This is a genomic window from Sphingobacterium corticibacter (genome assembly GCF_003076635.1).
Taxonomy (GTDB): domain Bacteria; phylum Bacteroidota; class Bacteroidia; order Sphingobacteriales; family Sphingobacteriaceae; genus Sphingobacterium; species Sphingobacterium corticibacter.
On sequence record NZ_QDKG01000001.1, the window covers coordinates 743,911 to 762,575 of the forward strand.

The window sequence follows — 18,665 nt, forward strand, 5'->3', positions numbered from 1 at the left end:
TAATTCTAATTAAGATTAGGCTGTGCGCCTTCTGTTAAGCGATCGCTTAATCTTTAATAAGAATGTAATGATCAGGTACACTACTGCAGACAATACTAGCATGATAGGCATAAAATACTCATCGGCTAGTTTGAGGTCTTGATATTGATCCTCAACGCTACCAATTACAAAAATGTTTTTGTAATTGGAATAAATACCTATCTCGGTTGGGAATATTTCTTTTAAGATAATGGCGATCAAAAAGCTGAACAAAAGCAAGTAACAGAGAGCAAACAGGAAATAAGAAATACCGTTTGTCAAATTTAGTATTAGAGCACGTACCACTTTGATAGGGTTGAAGGTGTGTGTTGCCTGATCCATCGCCTTGTCTGCGATCAGTGGTTTTAAGAACAATTCTGGTTGTCCGAGATGCTCCAACGTATCCAATAGTTTTTCAGTTTCATGAGCTGCATAATTTGATTCTCCTTGAAATGACTCATAGATATGGCTATTGATTTCCATTACGATCTCTTGCTGAGTGGCACGATCCAATTTTCTAGCAATCCGCCGCACTCTGTTCATGTAGTCTCGGTAGATTCTAGCCGCATTAGGATCTGTAAATGGTACTTCGGTAAAGTTCATACGATTTTATATTGAGTGAATAATATGGTTTAGATTACTCCAGTAAATAGACATCTCGGCTACCACTTTTTTACCTTCGGACGTAATGCTGTAATACTTTCGCGGAATGCCAGAAGACTGTTCTACCCAATTGGATACCACCAAGTCCTCCGACTTCAATCTGTTCATCAATGGATACAAGGTACCCTCTGCGATCTGAATCGATGTCCTGTTTTTAAGCTCATTGATTAAATCGTAACCATAAAAATCCTTGCCTTGGTTTAGGATTTTTAAAATGATAAACGAAAGCGTGCCTTTCTTTAACTGAGATGACCATTTCAAGACAAAATCTTTATCCATAATACAAAGCTATGTAAAATACATTGTATAACTATGTGTTTGTTTTCTTTTTTATTTTCGTCAAATTCCGCTGTTCGCAGTATCTTCACCTCGATAATGCATAACCCATGAATAACATAGTATTTAATCCTATAGCTAACCCGAAACGGCACTTTGAGGTACTCGATGGTTTGAGAGGTATTGCCGCATTGGGCGTGGTGCTATTTCATTTTATGGAAATTGCCGCTCCCGATTATCGCGATAGCTTTATTCCGCACAGCTATCTTGCGGTAGATTTCTTCTTTTGTTTGTCGGGGTTTGTGCTGGCCTACGCTTATGATGGTCGTTTGTCCAAAATTGGAAAATGGAATTTTATTAAAAGGCGTTTGATTAGGCTACAACCACTTGTGTTGATCGGAGCTGTGATCGGACTTTTTGCTTTTATATTTGATCCATTTAGTGATTTGATCACATCCTTTAGCAGCTGGCAAGTTGTTTTACTTTTCTTGAGCGCCTGTTTTTTGATTCCTTATCCGATCGTGCCACAGCGGTATAATAATCTTTTTCACCTTAATCCGCCGACCTGGTCGCTTTTTTGGGAGTACATTGCTGGTTTTGTTTATGCGATCTACCTAGCTAAGGCAAGTAAGCGAATTTTATGGCTTATCGTGACCCTCTCTGCTGGTTTACTTTGCTGGGAGTCATATCGCTCGGGTTATTTGGCGGTAGGATTTGGTGGCGACAATTTTTGGGCTGGTGGCATTCGTCTTTCGTTTTCATTTACAGCGGGTATTTTGCTATTTCGTACCCATGCTTTGTTTCGTCAACAAGTACCTTTTTGGATGTTGGCGGCAGCATTAGCTGCGGTATTTTTCATTCCATACTCCGAAATCATCAGTCCGCTTATAGATCCGATTTTGGTAATTTTCTATTTTCCTTTTTTGATAGCCCTAAGTGCTGGTCAGCAAGTACTATCGCCATTCGTGAAAAGAGCTTGTGCTTGGCTAGGTGATATTTCCTATCCTTTATATGTGATACACTATCCTTTTATCTGGATCTTTATGAGTTATGTAGAACAAGAAAATCCTTCTCATAGCGATATGGCTATTATTATTTCTGTAGGAATGCTCTTACTCGTATTTTTGGCTTACTTGGTCTTGCGGTTCTTAGATGAACCAATTAGACGATATTTTAGCAAGTGTATTTTGAAAAAGAATGCAATGTCCAACGCTAGAGAGTCATCGTAGCTTCCTTATTTTACGGCATTAAACTTCCTTCTTAACCATTTGCGTACAGGCTCGTCATACCATTTGAGCGCAGCATAGGATAATGCGATGCTTCCAACAAGAATCAATAATGAGATTGGCCAGACGTCGCTTAGCGTTTTCCCTTCATGATCGCTTAACCAAGCAATATATACGTATAATATAGGGAAATGTACGAGGTAAAGTGGGTAGGAGATATCTCCTAAAAATTTGCAAACCTTTTGCTCAAATGTTGAATGGATCATACCACTCGCTCCAAGATAAACGATCAAAGGAAAAAGCAGGATGATGCACAGCGATTCGTACAAACCATTCATCCACACATGATCTGTGCCTCCGATACGAGGCATGAATAATAGGATAGCAATCAACAGGCTGCACCACAGTAAAGCATGTTTAATGCGAGTTGGTTTGGTAATACGCGACAATAATAAACCCGCAAAGAAAGGGTACATCACGCGAGTAAAGCCGATATACATGTGTTCGACGTTTAGCGTCCAACCGCCGACAACATCTCCACGACTTATCGCTAAGTGTACCAACGCCACAGCCGAAAGGAATACTAAAATACCTAAAGCTTTATTCGAAAGTTTACGAATACCTAACGCATACAAAATATTAGCGATGTATTCGAAGAACAAAGACCAACCTACACTATTTAGTGGATGCATTTCTTGCCATCCACGGATATCTAAAGAAAGCGGCACAGGTAATATGGTGTAACCGATTACAAGTACCAGCAGCATTTTCCAAATCGGTACGTCGTGAATCAATGGCCATATCGTAGAATCCGTGCAGTAAAAGGTAATGGCGCCCAATGTCATGCCGAGTACAACCATCGGCTGTAGCCGTTCGATGCGACGGTACATAAAATTGCCGAAGGTCATTTTACGCCAACGATCGTCGTAGGCGTAGCCAATCACAAAGCCAGAAAGTAAGAAGAAGAAATCAACAGCTAGATAGCCGTGATTGACCAAAATGTCCATAGGTCCTGTGGCGATCGCTTCAGCCAGATGAAACAGAACAACAATGATAGCAGCCACGCCCCGCAAACCATCCAAGATTAGATAATGCGGTTTTGCTGATTGGTTATCGTTAAGTAGTGTATTCATTATAGGTGGTTACGGTCGGAGATCAACTGTTGATCTGCATCAAGACGTAAAACTAAACAAATGAAACTTGGAAAATCATCCAAATAGTATCAAAAGCTTTTGATTTTGATAATCTTATGCACGTTAGCCAAGCTTGATCATATTCTAAATGGAAGTTTTATAGATTTATCGTATCTGTCTTTTTTTTAATCAACTCAGCTATTACGGCGATTTAGTAGCAAATTAATACGTATAGTGCTGCGTTATATTTGATAATATAAGTGCACTACCAATTCATATAGTATAAATGTCAGGAAGGTCACACTTATTAATTTAATGTATTTGGCCAAATTAGAATCTTCTGTCCTTAGAATTTGCAAATTATAAAAAGCAGCGCCTCCACTAATGGCACCACCGATCACGCCTCCACCTAAAAAGATAATCAAAAGGGGCAATAAAGCTACGGTGTACTCGTACCAAGGTAATTTAGCGGCAATCCTGTGCTGAACACCATGAACTTCGATTAATGGAATCAGATCTGGATAAGCAGGTTTTGGATACAATCTGATGATTTCTCCTCCTGAAATAGGGATGATGAACGGTTTTCCTTCATCCAGAGATCTTTGATATGGCATGCCATCGAACCATAAAGTAGATTTTCCCGTCCAAATAGATGATTCAAATTCCAACTGAGCATCGGGAAATTCTGGGAGGTTAAATGCGTATTTCATAACAATGATTAATGCGTGTAAAATTAAGTGAAAATAATGTTTAGTAGCCATAATCTTCGCCTTCTTTTTCTATATATTAGAAAAAGCTGAGGTAGTCGTTTGGTTTAGCGATATATCCATCCAGACTGGAAGCAATGAAAAGAGTAAGTTTGCGCATTTCTACTATGTTATTTATGGAGTTTTAGTTGGTGTTGAGCAATGATTTACCTCTTTATGACCTCGTTTTTTTGTGTGTAAATTACAACACACGTCTTTACAGCACAAGTATTCTTTTTAATAGGTTAATTCACTGCGTGTTGGTCATAATCAGGAACGATGAGTTTCAATTTGTTCAGAATACTGATCAGTTTTTCTTGATCTCGAGCTGCCAGAAGTACCTTATCTCCATTGCGAAATTCCAGTTTTACTCCCGGTTGTCCTCCAGCGAGATAGGAGGTTTGCGAATTCATGTCGCGAAATCCAAAACCTAAATGCTCTTGGATCGGGCTGTACTTTTCTATTCTAATTTCCTTTAAACGATGCCACCGGTTTAAATCACCAGAAATCAAGGGTATAGTTCTTAGGTAAAATCCTTCTTCGGTGATCTTTAAGGTGGTGCGCATCCTGCTAAATAAAAATATAGAAATACCTAAGCAAATAGTAAAAATGATCAAATGCACGTCGGTCAGGGGTTTGTTTCCTAATGGTATACCGTACAGCACTTGCCGCACTACACCATATATAAGCAGAAGATAGGAAATCATCAACAGCAAGATGATGCCCTTATAGGGTTTTGTACTTTCTTCAAATAAAATTGGTTGCTCCATGGGTATGTCGTGCCTTCTTACAGAAGAAATGCTCAGTGTGCATTACAAGAGATTCTTCTAAATAAAGATGCGCAATTATACTGAAAATAGTGTTGATCTCTGAATTAGAGCAGTTGGTTTAAGATAACGTATAGCTTAATTTTAGGTGAAAAATAAAGCTTCTGCGAGTGATGTGTTGTGCGAACGGATACTAGATATAAATAAAAATAGAACTAAAAAAGCGGGATGAGTTGCCGATTGATCATAAGTGTATGTTAAGAGAATCGATGGTAAACATATTCTAATTGTAAAAAAGTACGCATGCAAAATGCACATGCTACCTTATCAATAAGAATATGTCGTGGATTTGGTATACAAAGCGTAATCTATTACCATGCTTGATTACCAACCACATCCGGTGCGGTCTCCCATTCTTGTCTTATTTGAGATTGACTATTTAATGGGGTCACTATAGCAGATCCTGCGGCTACGCTATGTTCCAAACAAACATGCTCCACGATTATTTCTGGAGACGAATAATACTTTAATAACGTTACGATTTTTCCAGCTTGTTTTTTCATTATTCTTTAAATTTAATAATAACAATCGATTTGATGCGTGTTGATTAAGTGTAAGATTAAACTCTGAATTATGAGGTAAAATTAATAAAGTTGGTGCATGCGTGATAATATGTAATTTTCTTTTGTAGCGTAAGCGCTACGTAATTAAAGCAGTGTATGCTTGATGGCTTCAAGTGTAATTTTAAGCGAGAGTTGTTTGTTTGTTAATTATTAATTTTTCTTTTCAGGTTTGTTGGCTTGTTGTTATCCAATTTTTTTAATCGTAGTATGTAGTTAATATCGACATCATCATAATCGAAATGCATTATTTGATTCATTTATGTCATGTCATCAATTCATGTGGCATGTTGCTATTATGTAGTTTGTATTCATGGAGGTATCTGCATGGGAGTATTGTTTGCTCGTTTTTTTGATTTTAAGTCTACTGGGAGCAGTGTCTTTAAAAAAAAAATCGTAGACGGTCTACTATTTCAATTGTTTTGTAACATTTATCTTAATTCACGGAATAATGACTATTGTGACCTAAAAATGCTACAACAATTTAGTTGCGAAAAATCAATCCTAAAATTTATCAATAGGATATTAAAACTATTTCACATAACTCGGAAAACGTTATCGTGATAAAACACTAATTGCTAGTTATTTGTATTATCATACTAAATCTTGCCCTACATTGATTGTAATAATTATCTCCGAAACTTGGGGATAGGTGGTGTATAATTCTAATTAGATATAAGCCCTCATTTAGAAAGTTAGCATGGTTTGTGTGTTAAGAATGCTTATATTGCTATCGCAGAGTTTGCCATAGCAAGTCTGCGATCTATGGGAATGAAGAATAATAACAAGCTGTCCGAAATAAATAACCAGTTTCCTGTGATCGGAGTGGGTGCATCTGCCGGTGGACTGGAAGCTATCAAAAACATGCTGTCTGCTATACCAGCGTATTCGGGTATGGCATTTATCGTTGTTCAACATCTCTATCCAGAGAAAAATAGCCTATTGCCTGATTTGTTGCAAAAGATCACGAATATACCAGTGGTATCAATCACTGAGCATTTGCATATTGAGCGCGATCATATATATGTCATACCACCCGGTAAGATAGTGACCGTTGCTAACGGTTTGCTTAAACTCAATCCAAGGCCCACCAAAGAAAAATCGAATAAGGCCGTTGATGCATTATTTACTTCAATGGCGTCTGCTTATGAAGCTAGTTCGGCTGCTGTTTTACTATCGGGCATGGGGATAGATGGTACTGCTGGAATGCGAGCAATCAGAGAACAGGGTGGTTTGACCATTGCCCAAGATAACTCTGCCGGTTTCACGGCCATGCCTGGTCATGCGATTGATGCAGATATTGTAGACTTTGTTCTGCCTCCTGAACAAATCGGTAAAAAGTTAACCGATTATTTTGCCATGTTGCGACAAGGCTGGTCTGCCAATGAACCTATATCTGAATCTGTCGATGAAGAGTCCACTTATCGAAAGATTATGGAGCTGATGCATCAGCGCAAGGAGGCCGATTTTAGTTTATATAAGCAGACTACTGTTCGTCGGCGTATTGTTCGTCGGATGTTGATGTTGAAAATAGCTGATATATCGGCTTATCTAGCCCACATCGAAGCTCACCCGGTAGAACAGGATTTGTTATTTTACGACTTACTAATTTCGGTAACAGCTTTTTTCAGGGATCCCTATTGCTTTGAGTTGTTAATCAAGAAAATTGTACCGCTCATTCTTGAAGGTAAAAAAAATGGAGAACCTATTCGAATTTGGGTAGCAGGCTGTTCTACAGGTCAAGAGCCCTATTCTATCGCTATTGCTTTGCATGAGTTTTTTGGACAACAATTGCATCAGCAACGTATTCATATTTTTGCAACAGACATTTCCGATAAATCCATCAAGATAGCGCGAAGTGGTATTTATCATAAAAAAGAATTGGAAGGCGTCAGTGCGGCTAGATTGTCCAAGTATTTTGATAAGAATAAAGATCACTACGTTGTTTCAAAGACGATCAGAGATATGTGCGTCTTTGCTGTACACAACTTTTTAAAAGACCCGCCTTTCGCAAAAATGGATTTGATTTCCTGCCGGAATGTGATGATTTATTTTAAACCATTCTTACAAAAAAAGACTATAGCAATCTTCCATTACGCTTTGCGCGATAAAGGAATTTTGTGGCTTGGCAATTCAGAGACTACGGGATCGGCATCTGAATTTTTCAATCCATTACAACGTAAAAGTAAATTTTATACAAGAAAACCTGGAGTCGGTAGGTACATCACTATAATGGGTGGGGGTAAGCAAACGGCCGTTGAGGAAGAAAATATGACGCTTCGTGGTAAAGAAGTAAAAACAGAAGATTATCAAAGAAGTGCAGATGAAATTGTGTTAGCCAAGTATGCGCCTCCAGGAGTGATTGTAAACGAGCAGTTTGATATTGTACAATTTCGTGGTGTAACGAGTAAATTTTTAGAACCACCTTCAGGTAAGGCAACTTTCAATCTCATGAAAATGGCTAAGGATGGGCTTTCCTTTGAATTACGGAATGCCCTACACAGGGCAAAATCATCCAGTGAATCATTTTCCAAATCCAGTGTATCCATTAATGGTGGCGAAATGCTGGTCGGCATTGAGGTGATTCCATTGCTTAATACCTTCGATCCGTACTTTTTAGTGCTTTTTAAAGAAGAATTGGCAATACGACCACATCGTAAGTTGTCATCAAAATCAATAAAAACAGCAGAACAGGAAAGGATTCTACAGTTAGAAAGAGAACTTACGCAAATACGTGAAGATATGCGTAACATTACCGAAGCTCAGGAAATTGCCAAAGAAGAATTGCAAAGTTCTAACGAAGAGCTGTTGAGTGGTAGTGAAGAATTGCAAAGCCTCAACGAAGAACTTGAAACCAGTAAGGAAGAACTTCAAAGTACTAATGAGGAGTTGCTTACGGTCAATCAGGAACTGTTTGAAAGTAATGAAGAGCTAAATATTAGCCGCAAATTGGCGGAGGCAACTATTGCTGTATTGCATGAGCCGCTTATCATGTTGAATAGTGATCTCATTATTCAAAGTGTAAACAATGCCTTTTGTAAAACATTTAGGATTACGCAAGATCAAGCTGTTGGAAAGAGCTTTTATCAGTTGCAGAATGGCGGTTGGAATATTCCGGGTCTGGCCAAAGAATTCACCCGAATTCAGCAAAATGATGAGCAAATTATCGAAAAAGAGATCAGTTTTATCTTCCCTACTTTAGGGGAACGCGTGGTTAAATTTAACATACATCCAGTCAAGAAGGCGAATGGTGAACAATTGATTTTATTAGCATTAGACGATATTACGGAACGTAAGAACGATCTGTTGCAACAAAAAGTGTTTTCAGAAGAACTCCAAAAGCAGATCGCAGAGAAGGTGAAATTGGAAAGACAAAAAAATGATTTTATCAGTATGGCCTCGCACGAATTGAAAACCCCTGTAACCAGTATAAAGGGTTATACGCAAGCCCTGCATAGGAGGTTTCAAAAGGAAGGCAATAAAGAAGCCGAGGCCTTCTTGGCCAAGATGGATAATCAGATTAATAAATTGACCGCGCTAATTGGAGATCTGCTGGATGCTACGAAAGTAACAGCTGGGCAGCTCGAATATAACATTGACCTCTTTGATTTTAATTCTTTGGTCTCCGAAGTGACTGAAGAAATGCAGCAAACATCTAGAAAACATCAGATCAAGGTCAAGTTAGATACGTCGGTAGAAATATCTGGTGATCGTAATCGCATAGGGCAGGTAATTACCAATTTGCTGTCAAATGCCATAAAGTACTCCCCGAATTCGGATGAGGTTTTGGTAGAGACATTATTGGAAAAGAACCAGGTCAAATTAATGGTTCGAGATTTTGGCATTGGTATATCTAACAAAAATCAACAAAACGTGTTTGATCAATTCTTTCGTGCAGATGGATTTTTGCAAAATACTTTTGCTGGATTAGGTTTGGGATTATTCATTTCGTCAAAGATTATGAGCAGACACCATGGTGATCTCACGGTAAGTAGTACAGAAGGAAAAGGGTCTTTATTCACTATTACACTTCCTCTAAAGAAATAGTATGAAAAAAATATTGGTTATAGATGATAATGAAGGAATTTTAGATGTAGTCAGTATTATATTGGAAGGGGAAGGATACGAAGTACATCAGCTAATTGAGCCTGAGCAAGTTGCTAGTCTGGGGTCTGATGGTTTGCCGGATTTGATTTTATTGGATATTTGGATGTCTGGTGCGGATGGTCGCGTAATTTGTCGAGCATTAAAAGATCAGCCACATACTCAACATGTGCCGATTGTACTCATGTCTGCAAATAAAGATATTGCAGAAATTGCCGCTAGTGCCGGTGCAGATAGTTACTTGGCTAAACCGTTTGAAATGGAAGATTTAATTGCCATCGTCAAACGATTTAGCCGTCCGTAATCTATTGCTGTTCTTTCGCAGAGCTTTTACTATATCTTACTCTTTTTTTTGAGGGATTCTAGCTTCTGGATCGTTGGGCATATCGTTTATTTGTTTTTCCTTCGCATCGACTCCAGCTTCTGCATCCTTATCTTGCTTGTTCTCTTTATTCTTTTTTACCACCGATGTCAATTCTTGATAGGTTTCATCCTTTTTGTCTTTCTTTAATCCAGTGTTTTTCGTTTCAACTTTTGTTGCCATAATAAATTAAATTAGGTTTTATATCTCCGTGCAAACATTTTCCTTACTCTTGAAAAGGAATAACACTATTGTATTGTTTTGCCAAGGCTCATATCGAGTATTTATTCTGTAGGTTCGATATTTTTTTAATGTTCAGTATTGCAGCATGTATAGACGAGCACTATTAATTGCAGATTATTAAAAGTTACAAAAGGTAAGTAGGAGTGATGAATTAATTCTAAAAAAATAAAACGGTAGTGTCATGTGCTTCAGTTATTAATTATCGCGTAGGAGAGAGGATCAGTACATTATAATTAGTGAAAGATTTTGTTAACAACTGCAGAATATGAATCATTTAGATTTGCTTATAGATTTTGTACCTATAGCCGATAAATTTTGTGTACATTTACAACATTAATAATATTTTATACCAAAAAAGCAATGCAAGAAGGCATAGTAAAATTTTTCAACGAGACCAAGGGTTTCGGATTTATAACTCCAAATGACGGTGGTCAAGAAGTTTTTGTTCATGTTTCAGGATTGACTCAAGATATCCGTGAGCACGATCATGTGTCTTTTGAAGTTGAACAAGGTCGTAAAGGACCAAACGCAGTAAATGTTAAGTTGATATAAGTTAATTTTTGCATATATTGTAGAAACCGCTTTGCTATGCAAGGCGGTTTTTTTATGGCCAATTATTTCTGTATAAAACCTTGCTGACAATTTGAAGCTATACCACACATACAAAAGGCGCAGGGATCATATAGATGCCTGCGCCTTTTGTATGTACGTATAAATAGAACTTGTTAGCGATTGGCTTCGTAAAGAGTACGAGAAGCTGCGAACAACTTGTTTATGTTTATCTAGACATGCTTTTAATTACGCTGGTATGCGATTTCCACGCCTGTCCAAGTGACGCAAATTCGATATAGTTCACCCTAAACTCTTCGCAGACATTTTTCACGATCTTATTGATTTCAGGGTAATGAATATGGCTTATTTTAGGGAACAAATGATGTTCTACTTGGAAGTTTAATCCGCCAAGTAACCAAGTAAGCACCTTGTTGCGTGTAGCAAAGTTTGCGGTGGTGCTTAATTGGTGTACCGTCCATTCATCCTCCATCAGACCAGGTTCGCTCGCTGTAAATTCAGTTTCTGAAACCACATGTGCCAATTGAAAAACGGTAGCAAGACAGATACCACAAGCAAAACCTGCTATCAGAAGTCCGACTAAAGCGGGCAACCAACCTACAACCAATATCGGAATGGTTATGAATAATTGAAAGTGCAATACTTTACTAATCCAAAAAATCCATTTTTCTTTATTCGGCATATTAAATAAGGCCGAATGTTTGCCTAATCGACGTCTAAAGTATTTTTCATAATCTTGGAAAAAGATCCACGCTAGGTACGAAATAGCATAAAGTACCGGAAAGTACACATGCTGATATCGGTGATGACTTTTGGGCTCTTGGGAATCGTGAATGCGCATGAACTTGATCTCGATATCATGATCTTCTCCTTCGATATTGGTATAGGTATGATGCGCTATATTGTGTTTGAGTTTCCAGAGGTAGATATTACCACCTAGAGCATTCAAGGAATAAGAAAGCAATGTATTTACATTTTTATTGCTTGATAAGCTATTGTGCCCCGCATCATGCATAATATTAAATCCAATAGCTGCAAAATTGATCCCCAATAAGATACACAAGGGGATAGAAATTAGCCAAAAAGGTGTTACAAAGACCAATATGCTGTACAAAATCACCGCCGAGCTGATCAGTATGATGGTCTTTTGGTACATTTTAGAGCCGCCAGTTGTTCTTTTAGCAGAATTTTTAAAGTATTCATTGACCCTGCTTTTTAAGATCTTCGAGAAGGACGTGTCTTTATTGTTGAATTTTGTTGATTTTTTCATGTGATGTTTTGCAAAATTTCGCGGCAATGATCATGACGATGCAAGATCGAGAGTCTGATAGGTAGATATTTAGATAAGCTGCGAAATAATAGACAGTATTTATTAGCACGGCCATAAATTAGGCGATGCAAACATTTTTTTACATCGTAAATGTAGCTCTTTATTCTGACATTAAGTTCCAGTAGTAGCATCATTCCGTATAAATAACGTATTCTTAACATTCTACAGATGCTTGACTCATCGAAAGATAGCGTTGTTTCCAATGCTTTAAACTGTACGTTTATAGGTGATAATCGGTGGATATATGGTTTAGTTCTCTAGTTGGGTATCTAGAGCTATTAAGATGCCATTAGCTTTTAGTAAGCATTCGGCATACTCGTTTTCGGCCTCGGCATCGATGGTAATTGCGCCGCCAGTATGGAAAGATAGGTATTGCTTGGTGCGATTGTATAGCAGTGTTCGGATAACTACATTGAAGTCAAAGTTGCCATCGGGCGAGAAGTAACCAACTGCGCCGGCATAGACGCCACGTTTAGACTTTTCGTATCGATCACATAAGGCCATGGCGCTGACTTTGGGTGCACCCGTCATGGATCCTGCTGGGAAAACGCGCTTAATAGCGTCTAAATCTGTCACATTAGGATCGATCTCACAGGTAATGGTTGATACTAATTGATGTACTTGTCGAAAAGTATGTACCTGAGGCTGGCGTTCGGCTGCCACACTTCCTGCTTTTGCACTTCGCGTTAGATCGTTGCGTACGAGATCTACGATCATCACATTTTCGGCCATCTCCTTCGGGTCAGATTGTAAGCGTTGTATGATTTCCAGATCTTCCTGCTCGGTATTGCCCCGCTTTGCTGTGCCCTTGATAGGCTGAGATAGCAGTGTCGTACCCCGCTTTGCAATAAAACGCTCCGGCGATGCCGATAAGATATAATGATCCTGAAACTTAAAAAATGTGGAAAATGGTGTAGGTGAGACGCTGTTTAGCTTCCAATAAGCGCTGGGAGGATGGATAGCACAATCTTCCTGATAAAACTCCTGACAAAGATTTACCTCGTAAATATCACCGCGTTGGATGTGCTGTTTCAATTGCTGAAACGATTCCAAGTAAGCTGTTTTGCTCATCCGCTTTTGGAAAGGGCGATCCAATGTAGATCCGTCGAACGAAAGCACGATGTCACAAATAGATTCGTAGATGGACGGTACATCCATCGCCACAGGCGCATCTATCGTTACTTTTCGATCCTGGAAACGGAGTAGTATTTCTGGAGTGAAGAAGTATGCCTCTGGAAATGCCAATTCATCTGGCAATGTGGTATGTAACTCTTCCAGTTCGTTTTTGAGGTCGTAACCAAAAAAACCAAACATCCACTCGTCGTGATGTTTGGCTTTAAAGGCTTCTATTTTTCCAAATGTATTCGTGCCGTCGGCAACAATTTCCTGCTTAACACCTACCGCCAAGATACTTTGTACATTGGCATAAGGATCGGCAAATTCATTGGAGTGTAGCAGACAAGCGCTGTCATAAGAATCTGCCCAAAGCAATGCTTTAGCCAGAAAATCTACATCTTCTATCGAAAACGTTGCCGTAGGCATTACTTATTGACTTAAAGTACAATTGTTTGTACACGATCTGGACCTACCGAAAGGTATTTGATCGGCACTTCCAATGCTTTCTCTAAATAAGCAATGTAATTATTAAGTGCAGCAGGGATGTCTTCCGGTTTACGAATACCCGTTAAATCCTGATTCCAACCTTCGATCTCCTCGTATATAGGTTCTGCTGCGTTCGTGATGATCTCATACGGCATATAGTCGATCACCTCACCATTATGTTTATAGTGGGTACAAGCATAAATCTTATCGAACGTATCCAATACATCTGCTTTCATCATGATTAATTCGGTGACACCATTGATCATGATAGCATATTTCAACGCTGGAATATCAATCCATCCTGTACGTCTTGCACGGCCCGTTGTCGCACCAAATTCATGCCCCAATTTGCGCAACTCTTCACCAGTTTCGTCGTGCAATTCTGTTGGGAATGGTCCACCACCTACACGTGTTGCGTATGCTTTGAAGATACCATATACTTGGCCGATACGATTCGGAGCAATACCCAAACCAGTACAAGCGCCGGCTGTAGTTGTGTTAGAAGAAGTCACAAATGGATATGATCCAAAATCAACATCTAATAATGTTCCTTGCGCACCTTCGGCCAATACGCGTTTGCCGTCTTTCAAATATTGATTCACCAAATGCTCAGAATCAACATGTGGAATGCTTTTCAAGAACTCTACCGCTTCCAAGAAAGCTTTTTCACGATCTGAAAAATCAGGTAAATCGCCGTAATGCGCTAAGATAGAAAGGTGTTTTTGTTTCAATTTCTCATAGCGATCCAAGAAGTCTGGCAAGGTTGTATCCCCTACACGTAGACCATTACGACCAGTTTTGTCCATGTAAGTTGGTCCGATACCTTTCAAGGTAGAGCCAATTTTGCCCGTACCCATGTTGCTTTCAGATGCTGCATCCAATAGTTGGTGCGTCGGTAAAATTAAGTGTGCTTTGCGTGCAATCACCAATTTGCCTTTGGCAACTGGATCAAATCCCGCTTGCTTCAAGTTATCCAGTTCTCTTTTTAGGATGATTGGATCGATAACAACACCGTTACCAATAAGGTTCAGGGTGTCTTCGTTAAAGATTCCGGAAGGAATGGTGTTTAGAACAAATTTTTTGTTGTCAAACTCTAGCGTATGGCCAGCATTCGGTCCGCCCTGAAAACGGGCAATCAGATCGTATTTTGGGCAAAAAACATCGACGATTTTTCCTTTACCTTCGTCTCCCCATTGTAAGCCCAAAAGGACATCAACTTGCATATTGAATTGAGATATATGATTAAATAAATTGTATACTTTGCAATGCGCACTAAATAAAAAAGTTCGGGATAAATGAAGTGTTCAATTATCCCGAACAAAAGTACTATTGTTATCTAGAAAAGTGAAACTTATGTCAAAAAAGCAGACATATCACTAAACTTCGGATGCTACCGTCTCCGTTGGAGTCTTGGCAGCTTCTTTTTCTCTACATTCCTCACAGACTCCATACAAATTTAAAGAGTGATGCTTGATTTCGAATTTCAATAATTCGCCCATCATGCTTTGAATTTGATGAATACGTGGGTCGCAAAACTCCACGACCTTATTGCACTCAATGCAAATCACATGATCATGCTGCTTGTAGCCATACGACTTCTCAAACTGCGCCATATTGCGGCCAAACTGATGCTTGGTCACCAAATCACACGATACCAACAGCTCCAATGTATTGTACACTGTTGCTCTACTTACGCGATATTTCTTGTTTTTCATGTGGATATATAATGATTCCACATCGAAGTGATCCGTCCGTGAATAGATCTCTTCCAAGATAGCATACCTTTCTGGAGTCTTTCTCAGATTCTTGTTTTCCAGATATGCTTCAAATATCTTTTTTACTGTTTCGTAACTTTCACCTTGCTTCATACATTCCTTGTATTCTTCTGTACAAATTTACCAAATTTTGCTGGAATATCATATCAACTTAATGTCCTATTAAAACCAGTCAGTAACTTTCTGATATTAGTTTCTCGTTTCTGCTTCATAACGCGACACACTTGTGATGCCCGGTATGCGTAGCACATTGCTAATCAGATTCTCTAGTTGTTCAATGTCATTCACAAATACCATGATACTTCCTTCAAAAATACCTTCATTACTGGATATCGACAAGGATCTGATGTTCACGTTGAAGTTTCTAGAAATTACCGTTGTGATTTTATTTACTAAGCCAACGTCATCAATTCCGACGATACGAAGCCCGGTCAAGAAAGAGGTGTTGCCTTGCGAAGATGACCACTGCGCCTTCAAAATCCGATACCCATAGTTTGCCATCAGCCGAGAAGCATTAGGGCAGCTCGTACGGTGGATTTTGATACCATCATTCACTGTTAAGAAACCGAAAATATCATCGCCCGGAATAGGATTACAACAGGGTGCCAATGTGTAATCAATCTTTTGCAAATCGTCTCCAATCAAGATCGTGTCCATGTCCTTTTTATTGATCTTATCGACCAAACCCGTGACATGCGATTGAAATTGGTTGTTATTGGCATCTTCCGATTTTTCGGAGGCCGCGTATTCCCTTAAGTTCTTGATGTCAATCGCACCTTTGGCGACCTGAAAAAACAGATCCTGTGAACTGGCAAACTTAAAGTGATTGGCAATCTTATTAATATTGTCTGTGTTGTACGTGATTTTCAGTGATTTGAGTTTTCTTTCCAGAATCTCCTTACCATCTTCAGCTACACGTCTTTTCTCTTCTTTTAGCGAAGATTTGATCTTAGAACGCGCTTTGGCCGTAACCACAAAGTTAAGCCAATCTTCCTTCGGGCTTTGCTTGGCTGAAGTAATGATTTCTACCTGATCCCCATTGTGTAGTGGGTGAGATAGGGGAACCAATTTGTGGTTTACCTTTGCTCCGATACAGGTCGCGCCAATGTCGGAGTGAATCTCGAAGGCAAAATCCAAGGCCGTTGCATTATGTGGTAATTGTACCAAAGTGCCTTTCGGCGTGAAGATGAAGATCTCATCGGAGAAAAGATTCATCTTAAAATCATCCACAAAATCGATCGCATCTGGCTCTGCCGTGCTGAGTACATCGCGTACTTTCTGGATCCATTGATCCAGACCACTGTCTGAGTTCGATTCTTTGTATTTCCAATGTGCAGCAAAACCTTTTTCGGCAATCTCATTCATGCGTTTGGTGCGGATTTGCACTTCCACCCATTGTCCCCGAGGTCCCATTAAGGTGGTGTGCAAGGACTCGTAGCCGTTTCCTTTCGGCGAAGAAATCCAGTCGCGCAGGCGATCAGGATTAGGACGATACAAATCTGTTACGATTGAATACACTTTCCAACATTCTGTCTTTTCCTTCTCATCAACCGTATCAATGATTACCCGAATGGCAAAAAGATCGTATACCTCTTCGAAAGGAATCGATTTTTTGCGCATCTTGTTCCAGATAGAATGGATAGACTTAGGCCGGCCGAAAACATCTGCTTTGATGCCTTCTCCAGCTAAGATCTCCTTGATTGGCGCTACGAAGCCCGCAATAAATTTTTCACGTTCCGCCTTTTTCTCATTCAACTTTCTGGCGATAAACTTATAGGTATCGGGGTCTGTATATTTCATAGACAGATCTTCCAATTCCGATTTGATGGCATACAGACCCAAACGATGCGCAAGCGGAGCATATAAATAGCTAGTTTCCGAGGCAATTTTAAGTTGCTTATGGCGTGCCATGAATTCCATGGTGCGCATGTTGTGCAATCGGTCGGCCAGCTTGATCAAGATGACGCGCACGTCGTCTGCAAGCGTTAGCAACATCTTTCGGAAGTTTTCGGCTTGGATGGAGCTGTTGGTGTCGAAAATGCCAGAAATCTTGGTCAGCCCATCAATAATGCGGGCTACTTTCTTGCCAAATTGTTGCTCGATCTCTTCTACGGTCATGCTGGTATCTTCTACTACGTCATGTAGTAAAGCGCATACGATTGAAGTAGTCCCCAGTCCAATCTCTTCTGCAGCGATTTGTGCTACCGCAATCGGGTGGTAAATATAAGGTTCGCCGCTTTTTCGGCGCATATCTTTGTGGCTCTCCAGCGACAAGTCAAAGGCTCGCCGGATTTCTTGCTTGTCTCCACGTTGTAAAGTAGGTTTACATGCTCGCAACAGTGCTCGATATCGTTTCCTTATCTCTTTGTTTTCCGCCTCAATATCAATCACATATTCTTCCATATCGTATCCCAAAGGTTGTGAGTTCTTTCAATTTACTTTATCTTTACGTATTCAAGCGGTATGGTAAAGTAGCATGATTTTTGTTAAACATAAATTTAAGGAAAATTCGTGTGTTTGTAAAATGAATTTGCGATTTAATTCGTGTATGAGAGTTTTGATTAGTGCGGTTGTAGCGTTGTTTTTGTGTCCTGTAATAGGATATGCTCAACAATTGGTCATGCCTCATTATGGCGCAGGCCAACCACAAGTTGTCGATAGTTATCAGACCGCTCGCTTGGAAAATGGTGAAGTCGTACCCTATTTTTTAATTCCGGAAGTAGCGGTCTTTGGTTTTAGGCCGTGGAAAAATGAAGAGGAGCGAATGCAATACTTGCGTCTCAAACGAAATGTACTGCGCGTACTTCCTTATGCTATTTACGCACAGAAGCGTTATGCGCAATTAGATCGCGATTTAGCGCTAGCTCAAAGCAAAAAGGAACATAAAAGACTGGTTAAAGAATGCGAGCACGAGATCAAACACAAAATCAATTCGGAAGTCAAAAATCTTTCCATCAGTCAAGGTAAAATCTTAATCAAATTGATCGAAAGGCAGACGGGTAATACCAGTTATGATTTGGTCAAAGAAATGAAGGGCGGTGTCACGGCATTTGTCTATCAAGGTGTAGCTCGCGTGGTAGGTCATAACCTAAAAAGTACTTACGATCCCCAGGAAGATTTCGTGATAGAATCCATTATTCGGGAGTACGAACAGGCCCGACCAATGTCTATTAATCGCTAATAGATAGCCCTGTAGTATATGCTGTTCGTGTTCTGCGATTAGCGTCATAT

Annotated in this window: 17 protein-coding genes; 5 read left to right on the forward strand and 12 right to left on the reverse strand. The window is 39.5% G+C overall.

Annotation, left to right across the window (positions count from 1 at the left end; translation table 11 throughout):
- Window positions 1-15: 15 nt before the first annotated feature.
- Window positions 16-621, reverse strand: a complete 606-nt coding sequence (locus DC487_RS03150) for a DUF1700 domain-containing protein (RefSeq protein WP_116774480.1) — start codon at window positions 619-621, stop codon at window positions 16-18.
- A gap of 6 nt (window positions 622-627) precedes the next feature.
- Entirely contained in the window at window positions 628-960 is a 333-nt protein-coding gene (locus DC487_RS03155) for a PadR family transcriptional regulator (RefSeq protein ID WP_116774481.1), read from the reverse strand.
- A 107-nt stretch (window positions 961-1,067) separates the two neighbouring features.
- On the opposite strand from DC487_RS03155, the gene DC487_RS03160 reads away from it, so the two are divergent.
- Window positions 1,068-2,186, forward strand: coding sequence for an acyltransferase family protein (locus DC487_RS03160; protein WP_116774482.1), 1,119 nt, complete (start codon window positions 1,068-1,070; stop codon window positions 2,184-2,186).
- Between the two features lie 5 nt (window positions 2,187-2,191).
- On the opposite strand, the gene DC487_RS03165 is transcribed toward DC487_RS03160, so the two are convergent.
- From DC487_RS03165 to DC487_RS03185, 4 genes are all read right to left on the reverse strand, one after another.
- Entirely contained in the window at window positions 2,192-3,316 is a 1,125-nt protein-coding gene (locus DC487_RS03165; RefSeq protein ID WP_116774483.1) for an acyltransferase family protein, read from the reverse strand.
- A gap of 242 nt (window positions 3,317-3,558) precedes the next feature.
- Complete coding sequence (locus DC487_RS03170) at window positions 3,559-4,026, reverse strand: hypothetical protein (protein WP_116774484.1); 468 nt, start codon at window positions 4,024-4,026, stop codon at window positions 3,559-3,561.
- Window positions 4,027-4,307: 281 nt separating this feature from the next.
- Complete coding sequence (locus tag DC487_RS03180) at window positions 4,308-4,832, reverse strand: hypothetical protein (RefSeq protein ID WP_116774485.1); 525 nt, start codon at window positions 4,830-4,832, stop codon at window positions 4,308-4,310.
- Between the two features lie 368 nt (window positions 4,833-5,200).
- The gene (locus DC487_RS03185) at window positions 5,201-5,392 is read right to left on the reverse strand and encodes a hypothetical protein (RefSeq protein WP_116774486.1); all 192 of its coding nucleotides are present in this window, start codon (window positions 5,390-5,392) and stop codon (window positions 5,201-5,203) included.
- An 822-nt stretch (window positions 5,393-6,214) separates the two neighbouring features.
- On the opposite strand from DC487_RS03185, the gene DC487_RS03195 reads away from it, so the two are divergent.
- Together DC487_RS03195 and DC487_RS03200 are read left to right on the forward strand one after the other, a co-directional pair.
- Complete coding sequence (locus DC487_RS03195; RefSeq protein WP_116774488.1) at window positions 6,215-9,496, forward strand: CheR family methyltransferase; 3,282 nt, start codon at window positions 6,215-6,217, stop codon at window positions 9,494-9,496.
- 1 nt (window position 9,497) lies between these two features.
- Window positions 9,498-9,857, forward strand: a complete 360-nt coding sequence (locus tag DC487_RS03200; RefSeq protein ID WP_116774489.1) for a response regulator — start codon at window positions 9,498-9,500, stop codon at window positions 9,855-9,857.
- A 36-nt stretch (window positions 9,858-9,893) separates the two neighbouring features.
- On the opposite strand, the gene DC487_RS03205 is transcribed toward DC487_RS03200, so the two are convergent.
- Complete coding sequence (locus DC487_RS03205; RefSeq protein ID WP_116774490.1) at window positions 9,894-10,097, reverse strand: hypothetical protein; 204 nt, start codon at window positions 10,095-10,097, stop codon at window positions 9,894-9,896.
- A gap of 420 nt (window positions 10,098-10,517) precedes the next feature.
- Between DC487_RS03205 and DC487_RS03210 the strand changes: the two genes are divergently transcribed.
- Window positions 10,518-10,709: a cold-shock protein gene (locus DC487_RS03210; RefSeq protein ID WP_066754255.1), complete on the forward strand. Its 192-nt coding sequence runs from the start codon at window positions 10,518-10,520 to the stop codon at window positions 10,707-10,709.
- A gap of 226 nt (window positions 10,710-10,935) precedes the next feature.
- On the opposite strand, the gene DC487_RS03215 is transcribed toward DC487_RS03210, so the two are convergent.
- The 5 genes from DC487_RS03215 to DC487_RS03235 form a co-directional block, all read right to left on the reverse strand.
- The gene (locus DC487_RS03215; RefSeq protein ID WP_116774491.1) at window positions 10,936-11,997 is read right to left on the reverse strand and encodes a fatty acid desaturase family protein; all 1,062 of its coding nucleotides are present in this window, start codon (window positions 11,995-11,997) and stop codon (window positions 10,936-10,938) included.
- Between the two features lie 309 nt (window positions 11,998-12,306).
- Entirely contained in the window at window positions 12,307-13,599 is a 1,293-nt protein-coding gene (locus tag DC487_RS03220) for an anthranilate synthase component I family protein (protein ID WP_116774492.1), read from the reverse strand.
- Window positions 13,600-13,610: 11 nt separating this feature from the next.
- Window positions 13,611-14,882 carry an adenylosuccinate synthase gene (locus DC487_RS03225; protein WP_116774493.1) on the reverse strand — a complete coding sequence of 424 codons (1,272 nt, stop codon included), beginning with the start codon at window positions 14,880-14,882 and terminating at the stop codon, window positions 13,611-13,613.
- Between the two features lie 153 nt (window positions 14,883-15,035).
- Entirely contained in the window at window positions 15,036-15,527 is a 492-nt protein-coding gene (locus DC487_RS03230; RefSeq protein ID WP_116774494.1) for a Fur family transcriptional regulator, read from the reverse strand.
- Between the two features lie 96 nt (window positions 15,528-15,623).
- Window positions 15,624-17,837 carry a RelA/SpoT family protein gene (locus tag DC487_RS03235; RefSeq protein ID WP_116774495.1) on the reverse strand — a complete coding sequence of 738 codons (2,214 nt, stop codon included), beginning with the start codon at window positions 17,835-17,837 and terminating at the stop codon, window positions 15,624-15,626.
- Window positions 17,838-17,982: 145 nt separating this feature from the next.
- On the opposite strand from DC487_RS03235, the gene DC487_RS03240 reads away from it, so the two are divergent.
- On the forward strand, window positions 17,983-18,615 hold the full coding sequence (locus DC487_RS03240) for a DUF4294 domain-containing protein (RefSeq protein ID WP_116774496.1): 633 nt from the start codon (window positions 17,983-17,985) through the stop codon (window positions 18,613-18,615).
- The last annotated feature ends 50 nt before the right edge of the window (window positions 18,616-18,665 follow it).

Coding starts and splice junctions, on each gene's coding strand:
- DC487_RS03210 (WP_066754255.1), top strand. CDS start 10,518: ATGCAAGAAGGCATAGTAAAATTTTTCAACGAGACCAAGGGTTTCGGA.
- DC487_RS03195 (WP_116774488.1), top strand. CDS start 6,215: ATGGGAATGAAGAATAATAACAAGCTGTCCGAAATAAATAACCAGTTT.
- DC487_RS03220 (WP_116774492.1), bottom strand. CDS start 13,599: ATGCCTACGGCAACGTTTTCGATAGAAGATGTAGATTTTCTGGCTAAA.
- DC487_RS03160 (WP_116774482.1), top strand. CDS start 1,068: ATGAATAACATAGTATTTAATCCTATAGCTAACCCGAAACGGCACTTT.
- DC487_RS03205 (WP_116774490.1), bottom strand. CDS start 10,097: ATGGCAACAAAAGTTGAAACGAAAAACACTGGATTAAAGAAAGACAAA.
- DC487_RS03200 (WP_116774489.1), top strand. CDS start 9,498: ATGAAAAAAATATTGGTTATAGATGATAATGAAGGAATTTTAGATGTA.
- DC487_RS03235 (WP_116774495.1), bottom strand. CDS start 17,837: ATGGAAGAATATGTGATTGATATTGAGGCGGAAAACAAAGAGATAAGG.
- DC487_RS03155 (WP_116774481.1), bottom strand. CDS start 960: ATGGATAAAGATTTTGTCTTGAAATGGTCATCTCAGTTAAAGAAAGGC.
- DC487_RS03170 (WP_116774484.1), bottom strand. CDS start 4,026: ATGAAATACGCATTTAACCTCCCAGAATTTCCCGATGCTCAGTTGGAA.
- DC487_RS03230 (WP_116774494.1), bottom strand. CDS start 15,527: ATGAAGCAAGGTGAAAGTTACGAAACAGTAAAAAAGATATTTGAAGCA.
- DC487_RS03185 (WP_116774486.1), bottom strand. CDS start 5,392: ATGAAAAAACAAGCTGGAAAAATCGTAACGTTATTAAAGTATTATTCG.
- DC487_RS03150 (WP_116774480.1), bottom strand. CDS start 621: ATGAACTTTACCGAAGTACCATTTACAGATCCTAATGCGGCTAGAATC.
- DC487_RS03165 (WP_116774483.1), bottom strand. CDS start 3,316: ATGAATACACTACTTAACGATAACCAATCAGCAAAACCGCATTATCTA.
- DC487_RS03180 (WP_116774485.1), bottom strand. CDS start 4,832: ATGGAGCAACCAATTTTATTTGAAGAAAGTACAAAACCCTATAAGGGC.
- DC487_RS03240 (WP_116774496.1), top strand. CDS start 17,983: ATGAGAGTTTTGATTAGTGCGGTTGTAGCGTTGTTTTTGTGTCCTGTA.
- DC487_RS03225 (WP_116774493.1), bottom strand. CDS start 14,882: ATGCAAGTTGATGTCCTTTTGGGCTTACAATGGGGAGACGAAGGTAAA.
- DC487_RS03215 (WP_116774491.1), bottom strand. CDS start 11,997: ATGAAAAAATCAACAAAATTCAACAATAAAGACACGTCCTTCTCGAAG.